The sequence below is a fragment of the Pseudomonas sp. S2_C03 genome (assembly GCF_054668405.1).
In genome coordinates, this window is the sequence record NZ_CP162766.1 from 533011 (window position 1) to 550831 (window position 17821).

Annotated in this window: 8 protein-coding genes; 6 read left to right on the top strand and 2 right to left on the bottom strand. The window is 62.3% G+C overall.

Features of this window, described 5'->3' with window-relative positions:
• Positions 1-49: 49 nt before the first annotated feature.
• The 6 genes from AB4N64_RS02485 to argR all read left to right on the top strand — a co-directional run bounded on the left by AB4N64_RS02485 (position 50) and on the right by argR (position 5383).
• Positions 50-823: an ABC transporter substrate-binding protein gene (locus tag AB4N64_RS02485; RefSeq protein WP_460121701.1), complete on the top strand. Its 774-nt coding sequence runs from the start codon at positions 50-52 to the stop codon at positions 821-823.
• A 91-nt stretch (positions 824-914) separates the two neighbouring features.
• Positions 915-1604, top strand: coding sequence for an ABC transporter permease (locus AB4N64_RS02490; protein ID WP_460121703.1), 690 nt, complete (start codon positions 915-917; stop codon positions 1602-1604).
• Entirely contained in the window at positions 1601-2299 is a 699-nt protein-coding gene (locus AB4N64_RS02495; RefSeq protein ID WP_460121705.1) for an ABC transporter permease, read from the top strand. Before AB4N64_RS02490 ends, AB4N64_RS02495 begins: the two co-directional genes overlap by 4 nt.
• Position 2300: 1 nt before the next feature.
• Positions 2301-3413, top strand: coding sequence for a M14 family metallopeptidase (locus AB4N64_RS02500; protein ID WP_460121707.1), 1113 nt, complete (start codon positions 2301-2303; stop codon positions 3411-3413).
• 27 nt (positions 3414-3440) lie between these two features.
• Positions 3441-4205 carry an ABC transporter ATP-binding protein gene (locus AB4N64_RS02505; RefSeq protein WP_460121709.1) on the top strand — a complete coding sequence of 255 codons (765 nt, stop codon included), beginning with the start codon at positions 3441-3443 and terminating at the stop codon, positions 4203-4205.
• Between the two features lie 197 nt (positions 4206-4402).
• On the top strand, positions 4403-5383 hold the full coding sequence (gene argR / locus AB4N64_RS02510) for a transcriptional regulator ArgR (protein WP_460121711.1): 981 nt from the start codon (positions 4403-4405) through the stop codon (positions 5381-5383).
• A gap of 7 nt (positions 5384-5390) precedes the next feature.
• Here the strand turns inward: argR and AB4N64_RS02515 are convergent, their stop codons facing one another.
• Both AB4N64_RS02515 and AB4N64_RS02520 read right to left on the bottom strand, forming a co-directional pair.
• Positions 5391-10076, bottom strand: a complete 4686-nt coding sequence (locus tag AB4N64_RS02515) for a dermonecrotic toxin domain-containing protein (protein ID WP_460121713.1) — start codon at positions 10074-10076, stop codon at positions 5391-5393.
• Positions 10077-10223: 147 nt separating this feature from the next.
• Entirely contained in the window at positions 10224-17732 is a 7509-nt protein-coding gene (locus tag AB4N64_RS02520; protein ID WP_460121715.1) for a dermonecrotic toxin domain-containing protein, read from the bottom strand.
• Between the last annotated feature and the right edge of the window lie 89 nt (positions 17733-17821).

Consider the following 17821-nt stretch of genomic DNA (forward strand, 5'->3'; position numbering starts at 1 on the left):
GGCTGTCGCTCACTCTGCCGTTTTCGCCCTTTACCGATGGAGTACCAAGATGAAGAAACTCGTGCTGCTTGGCGCCCTGGCACTGTCCGTGCTGTCCCTGCCAACCTTCGCCGATGAAAAGCCGATCAAGATCGGTATCGAAGCGGCTTACCCTCCATTTGCCTCCAAGGCACCGGACGGCAGCATCGTGGGTTTCGACTACGACATCGGCAACGCCCTGTGTGAAGAGATGAAGGTCAAGTGCGTATGGGTCGAGCAAGAGTTCGACGGCCTGATCCCGGCGCTTAAAGTGCGCAAGATCGACGCGATCCTGTCGTCGATGTCGATCACTGAAGATCGCAAGAAGTCCGTGGACTTCACCAACAAGTACTACAACACCCCGGCTCGTCTGGTGATGAAGGAAGGCACCCAAGTCAGCGACGGCCTGGCCGAGCTCAAGGGCAAGAACATCGGCGTGCAGCGTGGCTCGATCCACGAGCGTTTTGCCCGCGAAGTCCTGGCCCCGCTGGGTGCCGAGATCAAGCCATACGGCTCGCAGAACGAAATCTACCTGGACGTGACCGCTGGCCGCCTCGACGGCACCGTGGCAGACGCTACGCTGCTTAATGACGGTTTCCTGAAAACCGACGCCGGCAAGGGCTTCGCGTTTGTGGGTCCGGCCTTCACCGACGTCAAGTACTTCGGCGACGGCGTGGGTATCGCCGTGCGCAAGGGTGACGCGCTGAAAGAGAAGATCAACAGCGCCATCGTGGCCATCCGCGAAAACGGCAAATACAAGCAAATCCAGGACAAGTACTTCGCCTTCGATATCTACGGCAAGTAACACGTCCAGGCGACAAGTCCGAAATGGCGCAAGCAACAGGATCTCTGCGGTTTGCGCCATTTTTTCATCCCAACTTTCGAGGACCTGAATCATGTTGAAAGGCTACGGGGCTGTCATCCTCGATGGCGCATGGCTGACGCTTCAGCTCGCCTTGTCGTCCATGGCGCTGGCCATCGTCCTGGGGCTGATCGGCGTGGCGCTGCGTCTGTCGCCGGTGCGCTGGCTCGCCTGGCTGGGCGACCTGTATTCCACGGTGATTCGCGGCATTCCCGACCTGGTGCTGATCCTGCTGATTTTCTACGGCGGCCAGGACCTGCTCAACCGCGTGGCACCGATGCTCGGCTTCGACGATTACATCGATCTCAACCCGTTGGCCGCCGGTATCGGCACCCTGGGCTTCATCTTCGGGGCGTACCTGTCGGAAACCTTCCGTGGCGCGTTCATGGCAATCCCCAAAGGTCAGGCCGAAGCGGGCATGGCCTACGGCATGAGCAGTTTCCAGGTGTTCTTCCGGGTGATGGTGCCGCAGATGATCCGCCTGGCGATTCCTGGCTTCACCAACAACTGGCTGGTACTGACCAAGGCCACCGCGCTGATTTCGGTGGTGGGCCTGCAAGACATGATGTTCAAGGCCAAGCAGGCGGCGGATGCCACCCGCGAGCCTTTCACCTTCTTCCTCGCAGTGGCGGCGATGTACCTGGTGATTACCAGCGTCTCGTTGCTGGCATTGCGTCACCTCGAGAAGCGCTACTCGGTAGGCGTAAGGGCGGCTGAGCTATGATCTTCGACTACAACGTCATCTGGGAGGCCTTGCCGCTGTACTTTGGCGGGTTGGTGACCACCCTCAAACTGCTCGCGCTGTCGCTGTTCTTTGGCCTGTTGTGCGCATTGCCGCTGGGCCTGATGCGCGTGTCGAAGAGCACCGTGGTCAACGGCGCCGCCTGGCTCTACACCTATGTGATCCGCGGCACGCCGATGCTGGTGCAGTTGTTTTTGATCTACTACGGCCTGGCGCAATTCGAAGTGGTGCGCGAAAGCTTCCTCTGGCCATGGCTCTCCAGCGCGACCTTCTGCGCCTGCCTGGCGTTCGCCATCAACACCAGCGCCTACACCGCCGAAATCATCGCCGGCAGCCTGCGCGCCACGCCCCACGGCGAGATCGAAGCGGCCAAGGCCATGGGCATGTCGCGCTTCAAGATGTACAAGCGAATCCTGCTGCCGTCGGCCCTGCGCCGTGCACTGCCGCAGTACAGCAACGAAGTGATCATGATGTTGCAGACCACCAGCCTGGCCTCCATCGTGACCCTGATCGACATTACCGGTGCCGCGCGCACGGTCAACGCCCAGTATTACCTGCCGTTCGAGGCGTACATCACCGCTGGCGTGTTCTACCTGTGCCTGACCTTCATCCTGGTGAAGCTGTTCAAGATGGCCGAGCGCCGTTGGTTGGGCTACCTGGCCCCGCGGAAGCACTGATATGGAACGTATTGATCATTGTTTGCCATGGAGCCACCTGGGCAGCGAGCGGCAGATTTCGGTATTCCGCTTTGGCAGCGGCGAGCGCAAGGCCTACATCCAGGCCAGCCTGCACGCCGACGAGCTGCCCGGCATGCGCACCGCCTGGGAACTGAAAAAACGCCTGGGCGAACTCGAAGCCCAGGGCTTGCTCAATGGCGTCGTCGAGCTGGTGCCGGTGGCCAACCCGCTGGGGCTTGGGCAATTGCTGCAAGGCAATCACCAAGGGCGTTTCGAGGCGGGCAGTGGCAAGAACTTCAACCGTGATTTCGTCGAGCTCAGCGCGCCCGTTGCGGCAGCGCTCGCCGGGCGCCTGGGCGATGACTCGCACGCCAACATCCGCCTGATCCGCCAGGCCATGAGTGATCACCTGGCCTCCTTGCCGGCGGCTGCGAGCCAGTTGCAGGGCATGCAGCGCATCCTGCTCAGCCACGCCTGCACCGCCGATGTGGTGCTGGACCTGCATTGCGATGCCGAGGCGGCGTTGCACATGTATGCCTTGCCGCAACACTGGCCACAGTGGCGTTCGCTGGCGGCGCACCTGGGTGTGAAGGTCGGGTTGCTGGCGGAAGACTCCGGCGGCAGCTCGTTCGACGAAGCCTGTTCGCTGCCGTGGTTGCGCCTGTCGCGGCAGTTCCCCGACGCGCAGATTCCATTGGCGTGTCTGGCGACCACCATTGAACTGGGTGGCCAGGCCGACACCGCGCGCGCGGATGCCGAGGCCTACGCCGACGGCATCCTGGCGTTCCTCGCCGAACAAGGGCTGATCGGCGGCGAGTGGCCCAAGCCCGAGCGCGACGCCTGCGAAGGCATGCCGTTCGAGGGCACCGAGTTGCTGTTTGCGCCGCATCCGGGTGTGGTCAGCTTCCTGCGCCAACCCGGCGAGTGGGTTGAGGACGGTGACGAGATTTTCGAAGTGATCGATCCGTTGGCGGATCGGGTCAGCACGGTGTGTGCTGGTACGTCCGGGGTGCTGTTTGCCATTGAACGGCTGCGTTATGCCCAACCCGGTTTCTGGCTGGCCAAGGTGGCGGGGCGCGAAGCGCTGCGTCACGGGCGCTTGCTCAACGACTGACTGACTGTTTTTGTGAGAACCGACAGCATGTACAAACTTGAAGTCCAAGACCTGCATAAACGCTATGGCAGTCACGAAGTGCTCAAGGGCGTGTCCCTGAAAGCGGCCGCCGGCGATGTGATCAGCATCATCGGCTCCAGTGGCTCCGGCAAAAGTACCTTCCTGCGTTGTATCAACCTGCTGGAGCAGCCCCACGCTGGCCGCATCCTGCTCAACAACGAAGAGCTGAAACTGGTGGCCAACAAGGACGGCGCAATGAAAGCCGCCGACCCCAAGCAGCTGCAACGCATGCGTTCGCGCCTGTCGATGGTGTTCCAGCATTTCAACCTGTGGTCGCACATGACCGCGCTGGAAAACATCATGGAGGCGCCGGTTCACGTGCTGGGCGTGGCCAAGGCCGAAGCCCGCGAGAAAGCCGAGCACTACCTGAACAAGGTCGGCGTGGCCCACCGCAAGGACGCCTACCCGGGCCACATGTCCGGCGGCGAGCAGCAGCGCGTGGCGATTGCCCGTGCGCTGGCCATGGAGCCGGAGGTGATGCTGTTCGACGAACCGACTTCGGCGCTCGACCCGGAGCTGGTCGGCGACGTGCTCAAGGTGATGCAGGCCCTGGCCCAGGAAGGCCGGACCATGGTGGTGGTGACCCACGAAATGGGCTTTGCCCGTGAAGTGTCCAACCAACTGGTGTTCCTGCACAAAGGCCTGGTGGAGGAAAGCGGCAACCCGCGCGAAGTGCTGGTGAACCCGCAGTCGGAACGGTTGCAGCAGTTCCTGTCGGGTAGCCTGAAGTAATTTGAGGCTGCTTTGTGCACCTCAATGGTGCATGCTTCAGCCCCCTGTAGGAGCGAGCTTGCTCGCGATGGCGGTGTGTCAGTACCACAGATGCAAACTGATACACCGCATCGCGAGCAAGCTCGCTCCTACAGGGTATACGGGCTAGCATTGTGGCCCATGCCTTCAACACTTGATTTCGCTTCGGATTGCCCACCATGACTGCCCATCGAATTGGTTTCCTGATTTGGCCCAGCACAAAAGCCCTGACGCTTGCGCTGGCTGAGGAGGCCTTGCGTGTTGCCCAGCGTGTGCATCCCGAAGTGGTTTACGAGCTGTCGTTCCTGCAGGCTGAACCGCCTGCCGAGGGGGCTTGGCAATTGCCGGGCGAGGCGTGGACCGGCAAGCTGGAAAACTTCCAGAAACTGTTCCTGCTCGCCGATGAGCCGCCGACCACGTTGGCGCCAGCGCTGAGCAGTGCCTTGAAACAACTGGTGCGCAGCGGCTGCGTGATCGGCGGGTTGTCGGCCGGGGTCTACCCGCTGGCGCAGCTCGGTTTGCTCGACGGTTATCGCGCCGCCGTGCATTGGCGCTGGCAGGACGATTTCGCCGAGCGTTTCCCCAAGGTCATCGCCACCAGCCATCTGTTCGACTGGGACCGCGACCGCCTGACCGCTTGCGGTGGCATGTCGGTGCTCGATCTTTTGCTGGCGGTGTTGGCCCGCGACCACGGCGCCGAATTGGCCGGTGCGGTCTCCGAGGAGCTGGTGGTCGAGCGCATCCGCGAAGGCGGCGAGCGTCAGCGCATTCCGTTGCAGAACCGCCTCGGCTCCAGTCACCCGAAGCTCACGCAAGCCGTATTGCTCATGGAAGCCAATATCGAAGAGCCGCTGACCACCGACGAAATCGCCCAGCACGTGTGCGTGTCCCGTCGGCAGCTGGAACGCATCTTCAAGCAATACCTCAACCGCGTGCCGAGCCAGTACTACCTGGAACTGCGCCTGAACAAGGCCCGGCAGATGTTGATGCAAACCAGCAAGTCGATCATCCAGATCGGCCTGTCATGCGGATTCTCGTCGGGGCCGCATTTCTCCAGCGCCTACCGCAACTTCTTCGGTGCCACGCCGCGAGAAGATCGTAACCAGCGGCGCAGCAGCAGCCCATTCGAGTTGTCATCGGTGCCAGCCGAGCGCGGCTGACGCCGGTTTACTCGTCCGCCGCCGACGCTTGGGTCGCCAACAGCGGCGGTTCACCTCGATCACTGACGGCGTCCACGCTGAAGCTGATGCCGGTCTTTTCGTAATAATCGGTCAGTCGCCCCAGGGCGTCCTCGGTGAACGGGTTGTTTCGCAAATGCAGGTTTTGCGCAATGGCCGCAGGCACCTCGAGGATGTCGCTCGGCACGTCAGTGATGGCGTTGTTGCTGAGGTCCGCCCAACCCAGTTCGCCTCGGTTGAGCAAGCCATTGGGCAACTCGGTGATGCCGGTATGGTCCAGCAGTACGTTGACGAGGTCCGGCATCTGGCTCAAGTCTGGCACCTGCCCTAGCGGGTTGGATGCCAGGTCGAGGTACTGCAGCCGCTCCAGGCCGGCCAGGGCGTTGGCCGATTCCACGGTCAGCGTAATGCGACAACCCGGCAGCGCCAGTGAGTGCAGGCGACCCATCTTGTACACCGCGTCGGGGAGGTTGCCCAGGTCAAAATTGTGCAACCTGAGGCGCTTGAGGTTGGGGAACGCCTCCAGGAATCGCCCGATGCGCGTCAGTCCATCGACACTGCGCAGATCCAGTACCGACACGTGGCTGAAGTCGGCGCGCAGGGTCGGCAGTTCACCGAGGATCGGCGCATTGATCACCAGCTCATAGGTAGGCTCCATCCGCTCATCGAAGCCATCGAGCTCCGTTTCATGGCGCCAGCCGCTCAAGAGTACCTGCATGAATTGCTCGCGATTGACGTGCTCGGCGAACAATTGCTCGGCATCGAGCGCCTCATCCGTCAGCGGATGTCGGACCGGCAATTCGGTGGTCCAGGTGTCGAGATCGCTGCTCACGCGACCCAGTTCTTCTTCCAGACTGGTCAACATGGCCCGGCCCTCGGCGAAATTGCCGGGCAGTTCGTACACGAAGTCACTCGCCTGGGTGGGCTCCAGGATCGGGTACAACGACAGGACGCGCTGTACATCCGCCTCGGGCGCCGCCACCCCAAGATCGTAGGAAGTCTCGAAATAGTGCTGCTTGATCTGCTCCAGTGACGCATCGTCGAGCGGATTGTTCGTCAGTTGGATGCCGCGCCTTTCGTACACCTCGCTCTCGAACAGGTCGGCTGGCAATTGGCTGATGACGTTGTTCATCAGCATCAGCGTGTCGAGCCGGGGGTGTTGCAGCGCGCCAAGAGGGATGGCGGTCAGGCCGGCGCCGCTGAGGTCCAGATGCTGAAGGTTCGGCAGTGAATCGACCTGCACACTGGTCTTGAATTGATTGGCAGACAGGTCCAGGTGCTTGAGGGTCGTGATCGATGCCAGTCTTGACCAGGCGGCCTCATCGAACGTGATCGCGCAGTCGCTGAGGGTCAGTGTCTCGAGTGGCGCGCGTGGGCCGACGGCTTCAGGCAATGAGTCGAGGGCGAACCCGTGCAGCTCCAGTCGGCGCAGGCCGGTAAAGGATTTCAGGAACGCGGGCGCGCCCTGGGTGGCCTTGTCGCCCCTCAGGATAAGGGTCGACACATGACTGAAGTCGGCGCGCAGGGCAGGCAGGTCACCCGGGATCGGCTCGGCAAAGCGCAGTATGTAACGCGCGCTGCCGTCGGCGGCATCCACGTCGCGCTCGGACTGACGTTGCCAACTGCGCTGGATCTCCAACGCCAGCAAGCGGCGGTTGTGATGCATGGCCTGACGGTCGACGGCGTCCAGTGCCAACCCGGTGTCAGGGCTGAAGGTCGGTGTTTGGCGGATCCAGCGATCCAGGTCCGTGTACAGTTCCTGGGACTCGGTAGCCAGGCGCGAAAGCGCCATGCGCGCACCGTCGGGATGATTTTGCAGGCGCGAAATCTGCGCGCGTAGCTCTTCTCGATCAAGGTTGGGATAAATCTCGCGAACCCGCGCATCGAGGGTCGGGGTGGAGCTGTTGCGGCGAAAGTAACCCTCGGTGCCACCGGGCAGGCGCATGGTCGCCGGGTCGTACAGGGTCTTGCGATGCGGGTGCCTTGCCAGCAACGTGCGCAACGACGGTGTGCGTGCCGCCTGGTCGATGATGCGTCGCTTGAGCGCTTCACCGTCGGCTTGGGACAGTTCCAGCACATCGCGTTGCTGCTTGCTCAGTGCTTGCAGGATGGCCTCATAAAAGGTGCCTGCCTGTTCGCTGTGTTCGGCCAGATGGACCGTACCGTCCGCGGCGCACACCAGGGTCTTGTGAATCGGCGCTTCGTCCGGGCCAATGCGGTCCAGCACTTCACCGGTTGTGGAATAGGCGCGAAGGTCGATGCGCAAATCATCCGGCCAGCCATACATCGACTCGAGGCTGTGCAAGGCCAGGCGATGGGTGTCGAGCGTTTGTGCGCGGCGCAGGTAAAACCCTTCGAACGCCCGGGCGGTCCGCACGGCCTCCATGGCCTTGTTGGCCACATCCTGGAGGCGCCTCGGCACTTGCCCTTCGTGCATTTGCTTGAGTTCGCTGCCCGTGGCGTTGTCCACCAGCTCTTGTGCAATGTCGGTCGGCAGACCGCGTTCCACACCTTGCAGCAGTTGCACATGGCGATCGGTGGTTTTTTCGAGTTCATCGTAGCGATAGCCGAAAAAGGTCAATGGGTTGGTCAGGGCCTCCTCGCGCTCGGGGTGGTCGGGCTGTTCAATCAGGGCACGGATGTCGCGATCGATCTTCAAGCGCTTGATCGTGTCGGTCAGCAGTGACGGTGGTCGCTGGTTCTCGACGTGGGATTCGCGCAGCACATTGTCGTGAAAGCCGCTGATGCGCAGGATCTGCTCGCGCTCGATTCGGGTGAACCCCTCGACGCTGTGGCCAAGGCGGCGCACCACCGTGTCGCGGTCCCACGCAAGGGGATCGTCAAGCAAGGTCTGCCAGGCCCCGTGACCGTTGTGCCGCAGCGGCGGCTGGAAAGCATCGGTACGGTCGGGATGTTCGATCTGGTAATGCCCGGTCTCGCTGTCCGGTTTAACGGCGTACAGTTTGTTTTCATGGCGCAGCAGGGTTTTGTCCTGATGGTGATACAGCCCCAGCTCATCGGGCTTGGCGGAACTCGGCAGCGTGATCGACTGCTCGTAGGGTGTCAGGTCCGGACGCCAGTAGCGCATCTGGCCCGTGCGTGTTTTCACGACGTTGAGCGAGGCGAACAGCGCCAGTGTTTCGGGGGAGAGCACGCGACTCAAAGCCTGCGTGACGAGGGCGCCGCCTGCAGCGAACAGGCCCACTTGCGCCACCGATTCGGTCAGCGCTATCAACTGGCCGAAGGCTTCCGTTTGTAAGCCTTCAGCCCAATCGATGATGCCTTCGAAGGTGGTGTCGAGGAGCTGGTAGGCCATGTAGCCGAGCATCAGCTCACCCAGAAACGGCACGAAGGGCAGGGCTACGAATGACGCGACTTCGACGATTGCACCGGCCACTTTATTCAGGCTGTCCCACAGCGCCCAGCGTGCGGCGCGGTCGGTGCTGGCCGTGGACACGGCCATGTGGCTGGCGTCGTTGAGGATCTTGTTCAGTTGGCGCTGATACAGATGAGTCCACAGGTCGGTCTTGATGGGGTGCACCGCGAATCGCAGGTTGGGGTGGTCGATGGGGGTGTCGCGCCAGTTGGGCAGGGGGTCGCCGCGCGAAGGGTGATGCCAGGTGACATGGCTCAGGCGACGGCTCAGGTCGGCGAAGAAATACCCGCGCTCGTGATGCTCGACGAAGCGGCTGAAGAATGCCTGGTATTGAGGGTCGCGCAGCTTGAGGGTCAGCGCTTCAATAAAGGCCGCCGGGCTGGCGTAGAGTTTCAGCGGATGGTGCGGGTCGTCGGGGAGGTAAACAATGATCCGCGTGGTGGCCCGTGAACGTATGGCCTCAGGCGCGAACACCAGGATACCGGTCAGTGTGGAAGACATCATCGTCAGGTCATGTCCGAGCATCGGCTGGCCGTCCATCTGCGCGACTTCGCGACCCTCCACATTGTCGAGCATCGTCTGGAAGAGGTCAGTAGGCAGGTCGTGGCGCAGGTGGGCCAGGTGCAGGGCGGCACGCAGGGCGGTTTTATGGCTTCCAATGACGTCGGTCATGACCACCTCACTGGCCACCGGACTGGTCAGACCGAGCGTCTCGTTGAGGTAGGCCTGGTACTGGTTGCCGATGTCCAGCTCGCGGCACAGTTGGGCAAAGCGTGGAATAGGCAACTGTTGCTCGACCGCGGGCAAGGTCTCGAAATGACCGTGGGGGGAGGGTTGGGTGATGTAGGTGGATTCCGGTTCAAAGGCGTCGACGTGGGTGTGCGATTCCTCGAAGTTGTGCAATGCGGCGTCCAGCAACGAGATCGTCCAGGCGCGTGCGGCACCCGATGGGATCGGGAACCACGGGATGTGTCGCGGGATGTACAGGCGCAGGTAGGTGGTCTTGACGTCCAGTTCAAGGCCGAATCGGGTTTTGATGGCAGCGGTCAGCAGCGGTAGGGCGAAGTCCCTGGGATTTTGCAGGTTGGCCAGCCTCGACTCGAGGCGGTTGCGCTGGGTCATGTGGTCCGCGCAGGCTCCGTGCAACGCCTGATGTCGTGCGGTCTGATGCGGTTGCAAGCGGGCGTTTTTCAGCGCCTTGCGTGTGGTGGGCGATGCTTTGAACAGCCAGTCGGGCAGGTTGTCGACAGCGTGATGAACAGGCGCGTCCGGCGTTGCAGTGAAAGTTTGCGGGTTCATGGCTCGAGTCCTTGAGCGTTTTATTGAAGCGCAAGCAAACCAGACGGGGCAGGGTCGTGTGCGGTAGATAGTTACCGCACGGGATGGGTCCGCCAATCACAACGGGTTGCCCGCGGGAGTGAGCGAGCCCGCTCCCGCATGGGGCGGTTAGAGTGCGGTGCCGGGGCTCACTCCCAGGGTGTTGCCGGTCCTGCGAAAATGCTCGGCGATGCGCGCAAGGCTGGGCGGAGACAGCGGATTGGCGCTGAGATTGAACGCCACGGTGGTCGTTGCATCGGCCTGGGTCAGTTCGGTTGGCACCTCGCGGATGGCGTTGTTGGACAGGTCGACATGAATCAACCGACGGTTATCGACCAATGCGATCGGCAGCTCGCCAAGCCCGGTGCCGCTCAGGTCCAGCGACGTCAGGGCCTGCATACGGAGCACCGCCTCCGGGAAGGTAGCCAGTCGATACCCTCGAACCTTCAGGTGGGTCAAATTGGGGAAGTGCTCAAGGAAGTTGCCGACGCTGGCAGCCTGGGGGGCGGCGTGGGTCAGCGACAGGTCAAGGACATAATCGAAACGCGCTGTGAGCACTGGCAGATCACCGCGCATCGGTCCGTCGAATTTGAAGTGATACTCGTCCAGCGATCGATTCTCCAGCGGCACCCTGCGCCAGCATTGTTCCAAAGCGGTCTTGAACGCGGCGCGATGGCCTTGCTCTTCGGTGTCGTTGGTCACTTCACCGACCCAGGCGGCGAGGTCGCGGGTCAGTGTGTCGAACTCGATCTGCCGCCGTGTCAATTCAGCGCGGCCGTCTGCCAGTGTTCCGGGCAGGGCGAGGAACAGGTGGCTGGCTTCTTCGCTAGTCAAGTCCGGATACAGCGCGATGGCCTGGTCGATATCGGCCGGCGCTGCCCAGGCGCCGAAGTCGCTGCCACTTTTTTGCCGATAGGCTTTGACTCGCTCCAGCGTTGCGGCGGTCAGCGGGTTGTTACTCAAGTCAAAACCATCGCCGCTGGCGCCGGGTAATTCGAAGATCGCCTCGGGCAACTCAGTGATGTGGTTGTCGCGCAGCAGTACCGTCGACAACTGCGGCAGATCGAGCAAGCCGGTGGGCATGTGCTCGATGGCGGTGTTGGACAGATCGATGAAGGTCAGCGATCTCAAGGGTGTGACATCCGGCGTAGTGCCCAACGGATTGTCGAACAGGTCGAGCATCTTCAAGCGCGTCAGCGAGGACAGGACCGCCTGCCCGTCGCTGTCAAACACCACACTGCAACGGCTCATCACCAGGTAGTTGAGCGATGGCATGCCACTGACGGCCTTCGGCATCGTGCCCAGATTGAAGTTGCGCAGTTCCAGGTGTTGCAGGCCGGTAAAACATTCGAGGAAGCGCGGGTGGATGCCCGCCGCCGGGTGGCCGCTCAGGGACAGCGCGGACACATGGCTGAAGTCAGTGGTCAGCGCGGGCAGATCACCGAGAAACGTCGGCTTGGCGATGAAGGAGTTATCTCGCAGCGCGGCGGTTTGCGGCAGCCGGTGGCGCCAGAAATATTCCAGCTTCTGGGCGAACTCGGTCCGGTCGGTGCGCTCGGCGGCGAGCTCGTCTGCGTTGAGCGTGTGTCCTGTCACGGGGTGTTGCGCCGGGATGTCGGCGATCCACAGGTCGAGCTCCTGGCTCATTCGGCCCAGCTCTTGCTCCCAGCGCGCCAGTTGGGCGCGGCCTTCATCCAACGTGCCGGGCAATGTGTAGAGCACGTGGCTGGCGTCTTCTTCATCCAGTTCCGGGAACAGCGCGCGCGTGCGCTGGATGTCCGCCTCCTCGGCTCGCACGGCAAAGTCGTTGCCGCTCTCGGCATACCCGGCCTTGATCCGTTCGCGACTGGCAGCGGATAACGGATTATTGGCGAGGTTGATGCCCTCGGCGTTGTCCGCTTCCATGGCGAACAGGGCGGGGGGCAGGTCGCTGATCCGATTGCCGTGCAGCATCGCCAGGCTCAGGTTATGCAGCTTGGTCATGCCTTGGGGCAGGTGCTCGATACCGGTGTTGGGCAACCGTAGCTCATTCAACAGCGGCATGCCTTCAAGACTGGGGGCGATGGTCAGCGGGTTGTCACTCAGGTCCATGGACTCCAGGCTGCCGAGTGATGACAGCACGGTCTGGCCGTCAGGCGTCATGGCCAATCGACAGTGGGTGAGGGACAGTTCCCGCAGCACCGGCATCCGCGTGAGCGCGCTGGGCACCTGGTCCAGGGCAAAGTCGCGCAGGTTGAGAACGTGCAGGTTCGTAAACGGCTCGAGAAATGAGTCGACCGCACCCACCGCCGGATTGCCCTGCAGGCTCAGCAACGATACATGGCTGAAATCTGCCGTCAGGCGCGGCATGTCGCCAAGGAATGTCGTGCGCAGGGTGAAATGGTTTTCGCGCTTGAGCTCGGGATCAGGTCGGTCACGCCAGTATCGCTCGAGGATTTGCCCGAACTCGGTGCGGGCGACGTGATTGGCCAGGTGTTGCTCGGCGCTGAGCGGTTGCTGCGTGAGCGGGTGACGTTCGGGTGCTTGCAATGACCAGGCCTTGAGGTCGGCGATCAGTTGCGTCAACTCCACACGCCAGTGCCGCAGTTGCTTGCGACCATCGATCAGGGTGCCGGGCAAATTGTAGATCACGTCACTGGCGTCCTGGTTGTCCAGCGCCGGAAACAGTTCCTGGGACAGGACGATGTCCGCTGTCTCGGCGTGCACCCCGAAATCCCGGCCGATTTCGCGGAAGCGGGTCTTGATCCGCTCGCGGGTGGCCGCCGACCAAGGGTTGTCGGCAAAGTCGAATCCGTCGATGCGTTGGGCGGACAGCTTGAGCACGGGGTCGGGCAGTTCACTGATATGGTTGTCGCTGAAGATCAGGGTCTTGAGTTGCGGGTGATCGGCCAGGCCCGTTGGCAGCGTAGACAGGGCGCTGCCGGAGAGGTCGAGGAAATAAAGGTGTGGCAGGAACGTCAGGTCGAGCGGCGTGCCCAAGGGGTTGTTGGCCAGTTCGAGAATTTTCAGTTGGGTCAGTGAAGCCAGCCGCGATTGACCTTCGGGGGTGAGCACCACACCGCAGCGATTGAGGGCCAGGGTGTGCAGTTTCGGCATGTGGGAGATGGCGGAGGGGACCTGGCCGAGGTCGAAGTCATTGAGCTGCAGGGTTTGCAAGCCGCCGAAGCGCTGCAACAAAGAGTCCACGGCGCTAACGTGCACGTTGCCGGTCAACTTCAGGATCGACACATGGCTGAAGTCGGCGCTCAGGACGGGCAGGTCGCCACAGAATGTCAGTGCGGCACTGAAACGGTCCGGATGATCGGTGTGGCGCGTGCGCCAGAATTGCTCGAGCTGCCGGGAGAAGGCGGTCCTCGCGGTGTGCTCGGTGAAGGTTTCGTTGATGTTGAGCTGTTGGCCGGTCACCGGACTTCGGTCGGGGATGTCGTTTTCCCACTGCGCAAGGTCAGCGAGCAGGCGGACAATTTCGCCCTCCCAGCGGCTGAGCTGTTCTCGACCCTCGGCGAGCGTGCCGGGTAAGCGATACAACAGGTCGGTGGCCTGGCGTACGTTCTGCTCGGGGAACAGGGCACGCACCCGATCGGTGTCCACCTGTTCGGCCAATACGCCGAAATCCTTGCCGGTGCGATTGTAGTGAATCTTGATCTGCTCCCGGGCGGCCGCCGACAGTGGGTTGTTGGCAAAATTGAAGCCGTTGCTGAGTTCGGCGCCGAGGGTCAGGAGCGGCGGGGGCAGTTCGGTGATGCGGTTGCCATAAAGGTTGACGGCAATGAGCCGAGGGTGATTGAGCAGGTCGGCCGGGGGCAGGGTGATCCCGGTGTTGGCCAGGTTGAGTTCACGTAACTGCGCCAGCGCGTGCACGTCGGGCGGGCGCGCCAACGGGTTGTCCTGTAAATCGAGAATCGACACGTTCGGCAACGACGCCAATACCCGTTGATCGGCAATCGACAGGGTGATGCCACAGTTGCGCACCACCAGTTGGCGCAGCGCCGGCATCGAGGTGATTGACTCGGGCAGGCCTGGCATCGAGAAGTCCTGAAGTTCCAGGTGAAGCAAACCGCGGAAGTTCTGCAGAAAGCCCTTGAGGTGAGTGGTGCCGTTGCGGCCGTTGATCTGGAGCCAGGCGACGTGGCTGAAGTCGCCACTGATGGAAGGAAGGTCGCCGCGTATCGAGCCTGGAATGAATAGCATGTGTCCGACTGCGCTGTCGGCTTCACGGCGCCAGCTTTTTTCCAGAGAGTGCTTGAGAAAGCGTCGGGCCAGACGCGCTTCGTGAAGCTCGGGGGCGGTCAGCGCGGTGCCGTTGTGATCGACGGTCGGCAGCGCATTGTCCCAACGACTGAGCTCATGAGTCAGCCGGGCATATTCGTTGCGCAGGCGCGACAGTTCGGCCCGTGCGCCCGCCGGATGATTTTGCAGGTCTGCCAGCGTCGCCTGGATCTGCTGCGCAGAGTGTTGCGGATACAGCGCCTGCACCCGTTGCTCAAGTGTCAATGGCTGTTCGGCCGAGGTGTTGACCGTGCGCAATATCCGTCGATAACCGTCACTGCCGGTCAGTCTGAGCGTGTCGACGGTCGGTTCATGAATCGGCGTCTCGTACAGCTTCACGATGAGCTCGCTGCGTCCCAGTGGATGTTCACGCACCAGGGTTTTGAGCGGCTCACCCTGGCCTATGTGAATGCCCAGAGCCTGGCGCTCGCTGTCCGGCAGGGCGTACAGAACACTGGTATAGAAGTCGGTGAGCGAGTGCAGCGGCTGGCCGCGATCGTCCCAGGGTTGATAACGACCATCGGCCTGGCGCACCAGGACCTTCAGCGAGGACGCCTGTGGCGCGGCGATGCTCGTCAACAGTGGCCCGTCATACGACCGGTCGCGCATCTCGATGCACACCTGGCCGCTCCAACCGGGCAAGCGTTGCAGGCTTTGCAGCGCCAGGAGGTCGGTGTCGGGGTTGCTGACCGACGCCAGCTCCAGCCCTTCGAAGGCGCGGGTGATGCGCACGTGTTGGTTGGCCACTGCGATGAGTGATTGCTGGCGGGGTGGCAGTTGTCCCTGGCGGATCTGTTGTCGTTCATCCGGAGTGGCGGTGTCGAGCAGCTCGCGCGTGATGCTGGCGGGTAGCTGCCGATTGTGTTGGGCGACCTGTCGGGCGAGGACGTCATCGGTGTGTTCGAGGGCCTTGTAGCGAGATTCGAACAGCGCAGCGCGGTATTTGCGCGCAAGGCGCAGCACCTGCTTTCGCAGGGTACGCGTGCGCACATCGAGCGCCAGCGTCGGCTGGCCGAATTCCTCATTGAGCAGGTGCTTGATCTCGCTTTCGTCGAGGCTGTGCAGCAGGGTTTTCAGCAGGTCGCGTTCGATCAGTTTATCCAGACGGATCTGCGTCACCGGCAGGCGTTCATCGGCCGATGACGTCCAGGCGGTTTGCCCGCCCGCATCGATCAATTGCAGGCGTTTGTTTGCCGGCCAGCGGTGCTGTTCGCCGAGCAGTTGCAACTGCGTCAACGGATCGGCCCGCGTGTATTGATCGGGCAGGTCGCTGGCCAGTTGATCGAGCAGTTGCCCCAGGTCGAGGTCGATCCGAAAGCGCCGAATGCTGTCGGCCAGCAACGGCGGCAAGGTTTGCTGGTTGACGTGCATCTTGCGCAGCCCGTCCTCGGAGTAGCCACTGACCTTGAGAATTCGCTGGCGTTGGATGGTGGAGAACGGCTCGACGTGGTGGCCAAGACGCCGCAACGCGGTATCGCCGTCCCACTCCAGCGGCTGTTCGAGTTCGGTGTGCCAGGCGCCCTCGCCGTTGTGGCGAAGTGGCGGCTTGTACGCATCGACTCGGGTGGTGTGATCGATCTGGTATCGGCCAGTCACCGGGTTCTGGCTCACGGCGTAATGCGCATCCTCGATGGCCAGTAGTTGTTTGCCCTGGTGCTGGCGCAGGCCAAGCTCATTGATCGGCGCATCCGCGGCGGGTATAGCCGGGTGTTGATAGGCATGCAGGTCCGGCTTCCAGTAGCGCGTTGACCCATTGGCGCGCTCGACCGGCAGGAAACGGTCGATGAAGGCCACCACTTCCTGTGGCAGCACCTGGCGATACAGGCCTGCGACAAGCTTCGAACCTGCGGCGAACACCCCCAGTTGCACCAGCGACTCCATCACGCTCATCAAGTGATCGAAGGCAATGCCCGTCTGGCCTTCGGCCCAATCGACGATCCCCTCGAATGCATCTTCGAGCAGTTGGTAAGCCATGTAGCCCATCATCAGTTCACCCAACACCGGCACGAATGGCGCGACGATGAACGTGGCGGCCTGGACGATGCTTGAAGCCAGGCTGACAAAAGCATTCCAGCGCGCCCAGCGGGCGTTCTGGTCGACGTAGGCAGTCGGCACGGCAAGGGTGCGGGCGTCGCTGAGGATTTTGTCCAGTTTGCGTTGATAGAGGTGCTGCCACATCTCGCCACTGAACGCGGTGGCCACAAGCTGCAGATTCGGTGGCTCGATGGGTTCCTCCCGCCAGGCGGGCAGGGCGCTGCCTTTTACCGGTTCATGCCAGGTCACTTGCGTCAGCCGGCTGTTCAGCGTGGCGAAAAACGGCCCCAGGCGTTCGTGATCGATAAAGCGGCTGAAGAACTGCTGATAGTCCCTGGCGCGCAGTTGCCGGGTCAGTTCACCGGCCATCTCGGTGGTAGAGGTGTACTCCTTTATCGGGTGCAGCGGATCATCAGGAATGTACGCCACCACGCTGCCGACCCGCGTTGAGGCTTGCAGATCGGTGGCGAAGACCAGGATGCCGGTCAGGCGCGCGGACATCATCGTCAAGTCATGACAACGCAACGCCTGCCCATTGATGCGCATGCCTTGCAGCCCATCGGCCAGCCCGCCGATCAGGCGCGCATACACTTCACTGAGATCGCCCTTCATCCGCGCCCATTGCACCGCCGCTTTCAGCGCGGCCTGCTGGCTGGTGTTGATTTTCAAGCGCAGCACGGCGGCGCCCACCGGCTCAGAAAGGCCCAGGCTTTCTCGCAGACAGGCCTCGTATCGGGCGCCGATGTCGATTTCCCGACACAGCCGGATAAAGGCCGCGATGCTCATCGACGCCTGGATCAGCGGTAGCGTGTCGAACTGTCCCGTGGGTGAAGGCGCGGTGATGAAGGTCGAGGCGCTTTCGTAGGCATCGTCTGCACTTTCCCGTTCTTCGAAGTTATGCAGCGCCGCGTCCAGCAACGACACTGTCCAGGCACGGGCGCCGGTCTGGATCGCAAAGCCTGGCACCGTCACCGGGATGTAGAGGCGCAGGAAGGTGCTGCGCACGTCCAGGTCCAGGCCGAAGCGATTCTTCAGCGCGTCCTTGAGCAGGGGTTCGGCAAAGCGGCTGGCATCCTGCAAGTGCGCCAGACGCTCGTCGACAGCGCTTTGCGCGGTCCAGTGTGCGGTGGTGAGCGCCTTGAGCCGTTGATGCTGCTCGGGTGTTGCCGACTGGAGTGCGTCGGCAAGCTGCGGTTGGCTGGCCTGGAGCGCCTGGCGATGGGCCGGGGATATCTGGCCGAGCCATGATGGCAGGGCGTCGATGAGGGGCTGATAGTGGCTGTCGGGGTGTTCCGCGGGCGCCGTATTCACCTGGAAATCTTGCTGCACCTGCATGTGACTGTTCCTTGAGCGTAGGGAAAGCGCAAAAGGAAATCAGGGATGGCCATGGCATCTGCGGTACATATTTGTCGGATAGCGCGGTG

Excerpts from the sequence above, each read along its gene's own strand:
- AB4N64_RS02515 (WP_460121713.1), bottom strand. The coding sequence starts at position 10,076 with ATGAACCCGCAAACTTTCACTGCAACGCCGGACGCGCCTGTTCATCAC.
- AB4N64_RS02495 (WP_460121705.1), top strand. The coding sequence starts at position 1,601 with ATGATCTTCGACTACAACGTCATCTGGGAGGCCTTGCCGCTGTACTTT.
- AB4N64_RS02520 (WP_460121715.1), bottom strand. The coding sequence starts at position 17,732 with ATGCAGGTGCAGCAAGATTTCCAGGTGAATACGGCGCCCGCGGAACAC.
- AB4N64_RS02505 (WP_460121709.1), top strand. The coding sequence starts at position 3,441 with ATGTACAAACTTGAAGTCCAAGACCTGCATAAACGCTATGGCAGTCAC.
- AB4N64_RS02490 (WP_460121703.1), top strand. The coding sequence starts at position 915 with ATGTTGAAAGGCTACGGGGCTGTCATCCTCGATGGCGCATGGCTGACG.
- AB4N64_RS02500 (WP_460121707.1), top strand. The coding sequence starts at position 2,301 with ATGGAACGTATTGATCATTGTTTGCCATGGAGCCACCTGGGCAGCGAG.
- AB4N64_RS02485 (WP_460121701.1), top strand. The coding sequence starts at position 50 with ATGAAGAAACTCGTGCTGCTTGGCGCCCTGGCACTGTCCGTGCTGTCC.
- argR (WP_460121711.1), top strand. The coding sequence starts at position 4,403 with ATGACTGCCCATCGAATTGGTTTCCTGATTTGGCCCAGCACAAAAGCC.